Source organism: Bizionia gelidisalsuginis, assembly GCF_008086185.1.
GTDB lineage: Bacteria > Bacteroidota > Bacteroidia > Flavobacteriales > Flavobacteriaceae > Bizionia > Bizionia saleffrena.
The window spans coordinates 158,808-171,779 of record NZ_VSKN01000002.1; the positions used below are offsets into that span (position 1 = coordinate 158,808).

Annotated in this window: 7 protein-coding genes; 6 read left to right on the plus strand and 1 reads right to left on the minus strand. The window is 36.3% G+C overall.

What is annotated here, in order from left to right; all coding sequences use genetic code 11:
• From ES677_RS02710 to uvrB, 5 genes are all read left to right on the plus strand, one after another.
• On the plus strand, nucleotides 1–2,394 hold the full coding sequence (locus ES677_RS02710) for a T9SS type B sorting domain-containing protein (RefSeq protein ID WP_148380358.1): 2,394 nt from the start codon (nucleotides 1–3) through the stop codon (nucleotides 2,392–2,394).
• Between the two features lie 46 nt (nucleotides 2,395–2,440).
• The gene (locus tag ES677_RS02715) at nucleotides 2,441–4,276 is read left to right on the plus strand and encodes a T9SS type B sorting domain-containing protein (RefSeq protein ID WP_148380359.1); all 1,836 of its coding nucleotides are present in this window, start codon (nucleotides 2,441–2,443) and stop codon (nucleotides 4,274–4,276) included.
• Between the two features lie 116 nt (nucleotides 4,277–4,392).
• Nucleotides 4,393–9,204, plus strand: coding sequence for a T9SS type B sorting domain-containing protein (locus tag ES677_RS02720; RefSeq protein ID WP_148380360.1), 4,812 nt, complete (start codon nucleotides 4,393–4,395; stop codon nucleotides 9,202–9,204).
• A gap of 71 nt (nucleotides 9,205–9,275) precedes the next feature.
• Nucleotides 9,276–10,004, plus strand: coding sequence for a hypothetical protein (locus ES677_RS02725; RefSeq protein ID WP_148380361.1), 729 nt, complete (start codon nucleotides 9,276–9,278; stop codon nucleotides 10,002–10,004).
• A gap of 41 nt (nucleotides 10,005–10,045) precedes the next feature.
• Complete coding sequence (gene uvrB, locus ES677_RS02730; protein ID WP_148380362.1) at nucleotides 10,046–12,049, plus strand: excinuclease ABC subunit UvrB; 2,004 nt, start codon at nucleotides 10,046–10,048, stop codon at nucleotides 12,047–12,049.
• Here uvrB and ES677_RS02735 read toward each other — a convergent pair.
• A complete protein-coding gene (locus ES677_RS02735) occupies nucleotides 12,046–12,441 on the minus strand; it encodes a TerB family tellurite resistance protein (protein WP_148380363.1) in 396 nt (131 codons plus the stop codon). The two genes, uvrB and ES677_RS02735, sit on opposite strands and share 4 nt — an antisense overlap.
• Nucleotides 12,442–12,612: 171 nt before the next feature.
• Between ES677_RS02735 and ES677_RS02740 the strand changes: the two genes are divergently transcribed.
• Nucleotides 12,613–12,927, plus strand: a complete 315-nt coding sequence (locus ES677_RS02740) for a DUF1456 family protein (protein WP_246124338.1) — start codon at nucleotides 12,613–12,615, stop codon at nucleotides 12,925–12,927.
• Nucleotides 12,928–12,972: the final 45 nt, after the last annotated feature.

Sequence of the window (12,972 nt, forward strand, 5' to 3'; positions counted from 1 at the left end):
ATGAAACACTTTATTTACAGCTTTTTTTTAGCTCTTATTTTGAGTCTAACCAGTGCAAATCTTAGCGCTCAAAATGAAAGTGCTTTTTGGTTTTTCGGTCAAGGTGCAGGCTTGAATTTTAATACTGGATATCCCGTTCCTGAGTTAAATGGAGAATTAAACACCGAGGAAGGCTGTGCTACCATATCTTCAAAATTGGGCGAATTATTATTTTATACCGATGGTGTTACTGTTTGGAATAAGAATCATCAAGTAATGAATAATGGAACGGGATTAACCGGAGATGCCTCTAGTACGCAATCGGCTATTATTATTCCAAAACCAAATAGCGCTTCTATTTATTATATTTTCACCGTAGATGGGCGAGCAGGATCGGATGGCTTGCGTTTTTCGGAAGTTGATATGACGCTTGATAACGACTTAGGCGCTATAACCTCTACTAAAAATGTAATGTTAATTAGCTCGTCTACAGAAAAAATAACAGCCGTTGAAAGTGCCGATGGCGAAAGCGTTTGGGTAATTGGTCATAAATGGAACAGTAATGAATTTGTGTCCTATTTAGTAGGTGCTACTGGCGTAAATACAACACCAATAATTAGTGCGATAGGGTCTTTCCATCAAGGTATTTTAAACAATAGTATTGGCTATTTAAAGGCGTCTCCCAATAAAGAAAAAATAGCTTCTGTAAAATCTTATACTAATGGTATTGTAGAAATTTTCGACTTTAATCCAACCACTGGAGTATTAACAAATCCTTTAATTATTGATAATTTCACCTCTGATGATTTAGGGCCTTACGGTTGCGAATTTTCTCCAGATAGTAGAATACTGTATGTCACCGAAATTATAAGAGATGGTGATAATTTCTCGAAGATCCACCAATATGATCTTACCGCAGGCAGTGCACTACAAATCATTGATTCTGATACAATTATTATTGAAGAAGAGGGGCTTTTAGGCGCTGTACAACAAGCCATAGACGGAAAAATATATGTTGCCAAATCAGGTTCTAACAGTATTGGCGTTATTAATTCACCGAATATTTTGGGCTTAGAGTGTAATTATAGTCCTGAAAGCGTTAATCTAGGACAAAACAACATTTCGTCTTTAGGATTACCGCCTTTTATTCAATCCTATTTCTTTGCAACCAATGTATTTAATAACACTTGTTTTGGAGATACCACACAATTTAGTATCGATACGGCATCTACTATTACTAGTATTTCTTGGGATTTCGGCGACCCAGCTTCAGGCGTAAATAATATCTCAAACAGTATGAATCCTAGCCACGTTTTTACCGCTCCAGGTAATTACAACGTTACTATTACTTTTGAAGTTGAAGGTGAAACACAAATTTTATACCGGATGTTAAGCATTGATAACGAACCTCCCGTTTTAGACTTACCGCCTTTAGTAATTTGTAATCCTGACGATTCTAGCACTACGAGTTTTAATTTAATTAATGCTATTCCTACAAGTATTCAGAATAATCCTGATCTCAATTTTAGTTTCTTCACCACCGAAAACGATGCGATAACGACTACGAATCCTATCTTAAATCCTTTAGCGTTTACAACGACTAGTAATACTACTATTTTTGTAAAATTAGATACGGCGAACGGAAACGGATGTTATAGCATTAATGAACTCGACATTCTACTTTTAGACCGTCCCGATATTGAAGAGTTTGAAGCAGTATTCTTTTGCGATAACGGCAATACCTCTGTTATTTTGGATGTTGGAAATTTACCGCTGCCAATGAGTAATTATTCTTTTATATGGTCTGTTGCGGGAGAAACAAGCTCACAAATCACTGTCGATATGGCCGGAACTTATACTGTAACAATTACCCAAAACGCGTCCATAACCACTGAAAATCCTGACGGGTGCTCGGCAATAAGAACCGTTATTGTAAGCGCTTCTAGCTTAGCCACAATAAATGCCGTAGAAACGACAGGAACTAATGCCCTTATTATTATATCGGGATTGGGTGATTATGAATTTTCTTTAGACAACCCCAATGGGGGCTATCAAAACTCTAATTATTTTTCGAACATAAGTCCTGGAATTCATACGGTTTACGTTCGCGATAAAAATAGTTGTGGTCGCGCAGAAATTTCGTTTTCCATTATAGATTTCCCGCCTTACTTTACACCTAATGGAGATGGCGTTAACGATTTCTGGCAAGTCTATGGTGTTTCTGCTACCGAAGAGCCCAATACCGTTATTCATATTTTTAACCGTTTCGGGAAATTTATTACCGAAATAAAACCGTCAAGTCGCGGTTGGGATGGTACTTACAACGGGAAACCGATGCCAACAAGTGATTATTGGTTTTTTGTAACTTTAGAAGACGGACGCCGTTTTAAAAATCATTTCACTTTGAAACGTTAACAATAAAGAAAAATAAATTGTACTTTTAGGGAAGACTTTTACCAAAATGTTACGAACCGTTTGCTTCTTTATACTGTTATTAGGCGTTAATAATGAAATGTTTAGCCAAGACATCTCGTTATTTCAGCAATTTAACGGGCGTTACGATTACACAGCTATTGGCAACACTTTAAATCCTGCCGAAAATAATATTGTACAAGATTTCTGCGAGATACTTCCGGCCTCCCAAGCCGATTTATACCTGGACACCGACTGCTCTATTATTGCGGCTTATTTATATTGGGCAGGTTCTGGAACTGGTGATTTAGAGGTGAGTTTTAACGGCTCCTCAATCACCGCCGACAACACGTATATTACAGACTATTTAGATTCTAATTACGGTACTCTTAATTATTTTTCCTGTATGGCCGATGTTACCGATCAAATTCTGGCTGCTGGAAATACGTCGTACACGTTTTCAGATTTAGACATTGCCAATTCCCTAGCCAGCAATCCTGGCTATTGCGAAAACCGGACTAATTTTGCTGGTTGGAGTCTCTATGTCGTTTATGAGAACCCCACACTACCTTTAAATCAAATTAATTTATTTCAAGGTCTCGAAATTATAAATCGGAATGTACAGGAAAAAGTAATTCTCTTAGAAAACGTAAACGTTTTAGACAATGAAGATGCAAAAATAGGATTCCTAGCTTGGGAAGGCGATAATGCGTTAAATTATGGCGAAAGCTTATCTATTAATGGCAATATTATTGCTAATCCGCCGTTAAACGCTGCCGATAATGCTTTTAATGGCACCAATTCCTTTACCAATTCAAACACTTTTTATAATGGCGATTTAGATGTCTATAACATTGAAAATAATATAGCTATTGGTGATACCTCGGTTTCCATAAAACTAACGACTGGCGGATTAGACGCTAATGGTTTTTTTCAAGCGGATTTAATTCTACTAAATAACATTATTACCGTTTTAAATAGTCAGTTGCCAGATGCCACAATTACTATTGATGCCTATTATATAAACTGTGGAAACCGCACTCTAGAAATTGACTACACCGTTTACAACCTAAATAGCACTGATATTTTACCAACAAACACGCCCATTGCTTTTTATGCGAATAATACACTTATTGACACTTCATCGACACTAAATACCATCGCGATTGGTGCTTCGGAAACGCATAGTATTAACATTCAAATTCCCAGTACTATTCCAGACAACTTTACCTTAACAATTGTGGTAGACGATAACGGAAGCAGTACTGGAAACGTTGTCGAAATCATTGAAAGCAATAACACAACAACTCAGGAGATAACTCTTATTCCGTTACCTGAAATAAAACCCCTTCAGCCCTTAATGGCGTGTGATATTTCAAACAATACCGCTGTGTTCGATATTACAGCCATTCAAAATCAAATTAATGAGTCGTATTTCAATTTTTATTATTTCACTTCTATTGAAGATTTACAGGCTCACACCAACGTGATCACTTTACCAAATTACTATCAGTCGTTAACAACACCACAAACCCTTTATTTGAAAGCGGAAACTGAAACCTGTTTCGATATCTATACTTTCAACGTACTCACAGAAAACTGTCCGCCATTTATACCTGAAGGCTTTTCGCCAAACAATGATGGTATTAACGATCATTTTAATATTGCAGGCCTTTACACCATTTTCGAAAAACACGAACTTTTGATTTATAACCGCTGGGGGACGTTAATTTTTATAGGAAACAATGACTTAAAATGGTATGGAATTTCCAATCGAGGTTTCAATAAAGGATACCTCGTACCTACGGGAACTTACTTTTACGTCTTACATTTAAATGATGCCAACTATAAATCTATGACGGGTTGGGTCTACTTAAACTACTAATTATAATGTATTTCATCTAATTTATTGGTAATTCAACTATAAAACGGTAAATTCGCACCGTTAGTCGGTTAATATTTAATCGATTTAAGACTAACTTAACACAATGCCCCTTACTTATGTTAAGAAAACTTACTTACTTCACCAGTCTTTTTATTTGTTTTATAACGCATCTAAATGCCCAACAGATAGCCGTAGATAATTCTTTATCTGCGCAACAACTTATTGAAACTAATTTAGCAGAAGGCTGCGTGCAAATTTCGAATGTAACCTCCTCTGTAAATGGTAGTATAAACGGTTTTGCTAGTTTTGGTTATTTTGAACAAGAAGCCTCAAATTTCCCCTTCCAAAACGGTATTGTTTTATCCACTGGAAATGTAAGCTCGGCTGGTGGTGTTAGTAATACTAGCCCTTTAAATGAAGGTGAATCTGATTGGTTAACAGATCCCGATTTGGAAACGGCCTTAGGCATTTCGAATACATTAAATGCAACTTCCATAGAATTCGATTTTATCTCTGCTTCAAGTGCCATTCAGTTTAATTATATTTTGGCTTCCGAAGAATATTTCAGAGAATATCCGTGTATGTATTCTGATGGTTTTGCTTTTTTAATTAAAGAAGTAGGCACCACTAGCCCGTATCAAAACATCGCAGTAATACCTGGTACAAGTACTCCTGTTAACACCAATACCATTCACGATGACATTGTAGGATTTTGCCCTGCGGAGAATGAACAGTATTTTGAAGGTTATAATATTGGTGATACTAATTTTAATGGCCGTACAACGGTACTGTCGGCAACCGCAAACATTACACCAAATACACAGTACCACATTAAGCTTGTTATTGCCGACCAAAACGATAGAAATTTTGATTCGGCAGTCTTTATAGAAGGCAATAGTTTTACAGATAGTATCGATTTAGGTGCTGATATTTTAAGCTGCAGTGCTTCAGCCATTTTAAATGCGGAAACTAATAATCCGCAAGCGGTGTATTCGTGGTATGAGGACGGTGTACTTTTATCCAATGAAACGACTAGTACTTTAGCGGTAAATACCTCAGCCAGCTATATGGTAGAAATCACGGTTCCATTTAGTAACGCAACCTGTAATTTTAACGATACAATTCAAGTGACTTTAAACACGGTGCAAGCGGGCCCAGAAATTAGTGATTTTGAATTGTGTGACGACAACAGTAATGATGGCTCAGAAGTCTTCGAGTTAACCACTAAAGACAACGAGATGCTTGCGGGTTTACCGAATGCTAATTATACGATTTCGTATCATAATTCGCTTCAAGACGCCGAAAGCGGCAGTAATTCTGTGAGTACTATAACAAATGCAACAAACCCAGAAACGGTATTTATTAGAGCGGTCGACACCTCTAGCGAATGTGTTTATATTTCTACAGTAAATCTTATCGTAAATAGTTTGCCAATTATAACAGACCCGGACAATTTGGATGTCTGTAATAACGGTAGCGGAGACGTTTATCTAACCGATAATGACACGACCATTACAAATAACAATGCGCAATTAAGTGTTACATACCATTATATCCAAAACGATGCCACCACGGGAAGCAATGCTATTGCTTCGCCCTACACACCACAAAATACTACCGAAACATTATTTATTCGTGTAGTGAATGTAAACTCTGGTTGTACCGCATTTACAACTATAACTTTAGAACTGCTAGAGAGCCCAAGTGTAAATAACGGCACCCAACAAATTAGCGCTTGCGAACTTGATGATGATGGTTTTGAGTCCTTCGATTTAACGTCTGTTTTAGAGGCCATTATTACCGATACCACAAACACAATAATAACGTATCACATTACTATTGAAGATGCTAATAGCGGTGAAAACCCTATAGATAACCCGTCGGATTTCACTAATACCATACCAAACGTTCAAACCGTTTACGTTAGAATTCAAAACGATTCTAACTCTTGTTACGAAATTGTGGCTATAGAATTACATACCAATATTTTAGAAACGGGTACGAATATTCGAGATTTCAGCACGTGTGATGAAGCTCCCGATGATGGGGCTGCTCCTTTTGATTTAGTGTCAATTACAGATATTATTGCCAACGGACTCCCGGATATTACCATTACTTTTTACGAAACTCAAGAGGATTTAGATAACAACACAAATCCTATAGATAGCTCAGTGTCTTACACGGTACTGACTTCTCAAACGTTATTTATCGCTATAGAAAACCCAGATTGTTTTCACTATGCAAACATTGAGCTTTTTGTAAATCCGTCGGTACACATAATAAACACAGACACATTAACCTTTTGCGATACAGATAACGATGCGCTAACAGCAATAGATTTAGATAGTTTTAACGGCATTCTTAGCGAAGGGATTGCAATGCCATCCGTACGTTATTTTAATTCTGAAACAGATGCCGAAACAGATGTAAATGCTTTACCATCAATTTTTAATAACACGCAGAACCCAACGCAATTGTTTGTTCGTGTTACCAATGACACAACAGGTTGCTACGCTATACAACCTGTAACTATTAACGTGCTTCCGGCACCAGCTACTAATGCTATTTCGGATATTATTATTTGTGATGACGATCAAGACGGGCTTTCGACGGTTAATTTAGAAAATTTAAACACTTCTATTTCCACGGATGATGACATAGAAATAAGTTATTTCCCTACAATAAACGATGCGAATAGTAGCGAGAACGAAATTACAAACACGCTAAACTACCAAGCGCAAACAACGACTATTTATGCAAAAGTAAGTTACACTGCGACAGGATGTTTTGCACTAGTTCCGATTACTTTTATTGTAAATACGTTACCAGAATTTATTCCTATTACAAATTTTATACACTGTGAAAGTGATGGTAACCAAATTGCAGATTTTTTGTTCTCTGAAAAAGACAACGAAATTTTAAACGGACAACAAGGTAAAGAAGTGTTGTATTTTGAAACTGAAAACAACGCCATAAACAACGTTAACCCTATTGATAAAACGGTACTCTATAACAACACGTCGCAAACGCAAACAATCTATATTCGTGTTGAAAATACAACGGACACTTCGTGTTTTGGAGTATCGTCTTTTACTATTGAGGTCGGTTCTATTCCGGTGTATAACACACCTATAAGCGTATTTTTATGTGACGATATTTCTAACGATGCTGTTGCCGAATTTTCACTGTCCGATATCGCTTCGCAAATCGCCTTAAACTCACCTCAAAATCTAGACATCACCTTTCATATAACACAAGAAGATGCCGAAAACCAAGAGAATACTTTACCTGACAACTTTACCAATACTGTAAATCCGCAAGAGCTTTTTGTTAGTGTTGATAATAGCACGTATTGCAAAGGCATAGCGTCCTTTACATTAAATGTTGTACAATCGCCAGAAATAAATCCAGCACCCGATATGCAAGTTTGTGATACAAATAGCGATGGTAGTGTTAGTTTTGATTTAACGGTTGCTGAAGTTGAAGTACTTCAAATACGTCAAGATAATAGTGTCATCACCTATTATGAAAACGCAACAGATTTAGAAAATAATGCGAATCCTATCACCGACCCTACAAATTACAGTAATACGTCAAATCCGCAAACGGTTTATATAGAAGTTACTAATACCGTATCTAATTGTGCAGTGTCAGTGCCTATTGCATTGATAGTTAATCTACCTCCAACTATTGCAACACTTCCGCTTATTGAAGAGTGTGAAAACACCGATAATACTTTCGATTTGAACGCTATGATTCCTGAATTAATAGGTAACCAAGAGAATGTAGCCGTTTCTTTTTATACCTCTCAAGAAGATGCCGTTCTAGAAACCAATCCGTTAAGTACATTTTATATATACCCCACAAACTACGAAACCATTTATGTTCGTGCCGAGTTTATTGCAACGCAATGTGTGTCTTTTAACAATTTCAGCTTTAGAGTTAATCCATTACCAATAGCGAGTTTCGTTCCTGATTTAGAAGCTTGTGATGATGATTATGATGCCCTTTTAATATTCGATTTATCGCAACAAACACCTCTAGTTTTAGGGAGTTTAAATACTAACGACTATACCGTATCTTATTTTGAAACAGAAGACAACGCCGAAAGCAATACAAATGCTATTAGTAGTACTTTGTACCCCGCATCACACAATCAATCCATTTATATTCGCTTAGAAAACAATTCGACGCACTGTTTTACTACCACTCGTTTTACCACGATTATTCACCCGAAACCTATTGTCGATATTACCGATCAAGTTATTTGTTTAGATAATTTACCACTTACCGTTACTGCAGAAACGGGGTATTCAACAGATACTTATTTATGGTCTACTGGAGAAATTACTCCTAATATTATTATTGAAAATATTGGTAGCTATTGGGTAACTGTAACGACAGATTTTGGTTGTATTACAACAGCACCTTTTAATGTTCTAGAATCTGAAAGCGCCGAAATAACCTTCACCGAAACGATCGATTTTAGTAACCCAAACAACATTACGGTTAGTATCTCTGGAATAGGAAATTATCTGTATCAATTAGATGAGCAAAACCCTCAAGAGGCTAACGTTTTCACCAACGTCGCTTTAGGACCGCATACCATTACCGTTATCGATTTATACGGTTGCAACTCGACCACAAAAGATGTTGTCATTATTGATGCGCCGCAATTTGTTACCCCAAATGGTGACGGGTATTTTGATACGTGGCACATTACAGGTGTCAGTCAGTTGCCAGGAACAGTAGTCACTATTTTTGATCGTTACGGTAAATTATTAAAAATACTTAAACACAATTCGAGAGGTTGGGATGGTAATTACAACGGTAATGCGATGCCAGCAACCGATTATTGGTATCTCGCAAAAGTGGTAAAAGGCGCTATCTCGTTTGAAGTGAAAGGCCATTTTGCCTTACGCCGATAACATAACGCTTTAACAGATCTTTTTTAATAACTATTAAGGAGTTACTTATCTTTGTATACTAATTGCTAAAGATGAAAAAGCTCCTTATTATAATTCTGACAGTATTAACCACTTCGGTAAAATCTCAGACTATTACAGCTAATAAACCAACAGACTCCCAGCAACACTGTATTAAAAACGTACTATTTGGAAACAATTACTTTACAAATGTTAAAGTAACCAATACTGCAGTCCGAAATTTTAATGGCACGGACAGAAGCTTAGGTCATTTAGAGGATACTATGCCTTCCTTTTTGTTTAAAAACAGGAGTGCTTTAAACACGGGTAAACTTTATAATGTACAAAACCCGATTAAAGCTTTAAGCGATGACACTGCGCCTAGTTGGAGAGGTGAAATTGATTTAGAAAACAACCTACAAGAACCGAAGACCACGGTTATAGATAGAGACTTTAACCAACAAACAATTAAAACACCATCAACCACGGCACCTAACGAAACATATTTTAATAATTGGAGTTATGCAGACGCACAGCATCACCTCTACAGTTCTCCTATTTTTTTAGGACCTGGCAGTTCTGAGTTGAACCCTAATTTCGATTGTGATAAAATGCTTACTACCAGAAATCCTTTAGGTAGCAATACCGAAAGTAATACACGTATAAAAATTCTTATTTTTAATCGTTATGGCAAACTTCTTGCACTGCCAAACCTAATTAAAGATTGGCTCGGCATATTAGAAGGTTTGTCGCCACCAAACAACAATTATTGGCACATTACAACACCTCCAAATGCGACGTAATATCGCGGATACATTTCACTAGTGAGATAGACTAAAAAATTATGAAATTTAAAATACAATCTGAATTTAGTCCCACGGGCGATCAGCCTTCAGCAATTAAACAACTTGCCGAGGGTCTAAATACAAATGAGAAATACCAAACATTATTAGGCGTTACCGGCTCTGGTAAAACATTTACCGTAGCCAATGTTATTGAAGAGGTGCAAAAACCGACCTTAGTGTTGGCTCATAACAAAACATTAGCAGCCCAATTGTATTCTGAGTTTAAGCAGTTTTTTCCCAATAATGCGGTAGAATATTTTGTGTCGTATTACGACTATTATCAACCAGAAGCTTACATCCCTTCTTCAGGTGTTTACATCGAAAAAGATCTTTCGATAAATGAAGAAATAGAAAAAATGCGTTTAAGCACAACGTCGTCTCTATTATCAGGACGTCGCGATGTTATTGTCATTGCTTCTGTATCGTGTTTATATGGTATAGGAAATCCCGTGGAATTTCAAAAAAACGTGGTCACTTTAGAACGCGATCAAGAGATTTCCCGCACCGAATTATTACACAAATTAGTACAGAGTTTATACTCTAGAACCGAAGCCGATTTTAAACATGGTAACTTTAGAATTAAAGGCGATACCGTAGATGTTTTCCCGAGTTATGCAGATGATGCTTTTCGTATTCACTTTTTTGGAGACGAAATTGAAGAAATTGAACAGTTTAATGTGCAGACCAATGAAGTTATCGACACCTACGACAGACTAACTATTTATCCTGCCAATATGTTTGTAACCTCTCCAGACGTGTTACAAAATGCCATAAAAAGTATTCAAGACGATTTGATGAAACAACACGATTACTTTATTGAGATTGGCAAACATCTTGAAGCGAAACGCTTAAAAGAACGAACCGAATTCGATTTAGAAATGATTCGGGAATTAGGGTATTGCTCTGGTATTGAAAACTATTCACGCTATTTAGATGGTCGTGAACCCGGAACACGCCCCTTCTGTTTATTAGACTATTTCCCAGACGATTTTTTAATGGTGGTCGACGAAAGTCACGTTACCATTTCGCAAGTACACGCCATGTACGGTGGCGACAGAAGTCGTAAAGAAAATTTAGTCGATTACGGATTCCGGTTGCCGGCAGCGATGGATAATAGGCCATTAAAATTTGAAGAGTTTGAAGCGCTTCAAAATCAAGTCATTTATGTGAGTGCGACGCCGGCAGATTACGAGTTACAAAAAACAGACGGTGTGTATGTCGAGCAATTAATAAGACCGACAGGACTTTTAGATCCTATAATAGAAGTCCGCCCCAGTCTGAATCAAATTGATGATTTAATTGAAGAAATTCAGATTCGTGTAGAAAAAGACCAACGTACTTTAATTACAACGTTAACGAAACGTATGGCCGAAGAATTGACTAAATATCTCTCGCGAATTGACATAAGAGTTCGTTATATACACAGTGATGTAGACACTTTAGAGCGTGTAGAAATTATGCAAGATTTACGTAAAGGTATCTTTGATGTGCTAGTTGGTGTAAACTTATTGCGTGAAGGTTTAGATTTACCTGAAGTGTCCTTAGTTGCTATTCTAGATGCCGATAAAGAGGGTTTTTTACGTTCGGCAAGATCATTGACGCAAACCGTAGGAAGAGCCGCCAGACATCTTGAAGGAAAAGCGATTCTGTATGCGGATAAAATAACGAAAAGTATGCAAAAAACGATGGACGAAACGGAATACCGCAGAGCGAAACAAATTGCATATAATACCAAACACAACATACAACCCACAGCACTTAATAAAAGTCTTAATAGTGCGCTTTCTAAAAACTCGGTAAGTACGTATAGCTACCAACTGGAAGCGTTAAAGGCTGCAGAACCAGAAAATGAATACTTATCTAAACCAGAATTGGAAGAGAAAATTAGACAAAAAAGGAAAATAATGGAGCAAGCCGCTAAAGCTTTAGATTTTATTATTGCGGCACAATTACGAGATGAAATTAAAGTGTATCAAGGAAAATTAGAGAAACTTAAAGTTTAATTATATTGCACTTTTGCAGCATCTATTAAGACTTCTTTAGGCACTCTTCTATTCGGAAAACTTTCTATAAGATACAATACTTTAGTTACCAATTCGTGACTGAGGCACATTTTTAAGCCGAATGTAAATAGTTTTTCTAATTCTCTTTGTGAATATTCGATAGGTAATAAAGATACCAAATTGTAAAAATGAAGAATTCTATTGTTAAAATTGTTTGTTTCTGTTCTATAGATAGCATTTGTGATAGCATAGTCAAAATCTTCTTGCGACACTTTTAAAAATTGGGCAATATCAAGTATAAACTCAAAGTCTATACTTTCTATAATCTTATCAGACTTTATGAAAGCCATAATATCAGACAACAAACATATTTTCTCTATTCTATTAGACATATTATCACCTATTTAACAAGTGAGTAAAGTTAGAATAAAACAAAAATATATAATCGTTGAAACAATGTAACTTGTCGAAAAATATGTAGATTTACACCGTGTTTTAAATACTTTTTATCGGTTTTACTTATTAAAAAATACAAAAACCACTCATTATCAAATAGTTAAACAATGACAAATAACGATATTTTTAAAAAATTAAGAGTTGCTCATCAATTAAGAGACGACGATATTATTAAAATTTTAGAGCTTGTAGACTTTAGGCTTTCTAAAAGTGAGTTAGGCGCTTTTTTTAGACGCGAAGACCACCCAAACTATATGGAATGTGGCGATCAAGTATTAAGAAATTTCTTAAATGGTTTAGTCATTCATCTTCGTGGCCCTATGCCTCCAAAAAACAAAGCAAAACCTTCTACTAGAGATAACAAGAAAAGTAAGCCGAAGGTAAAACCAGACATTACATCACAAAAAAAGAGCAACCTTTAAAAGTTGCTCTTTTTTTTGTAACTATTTGTTACACTATATATTTTT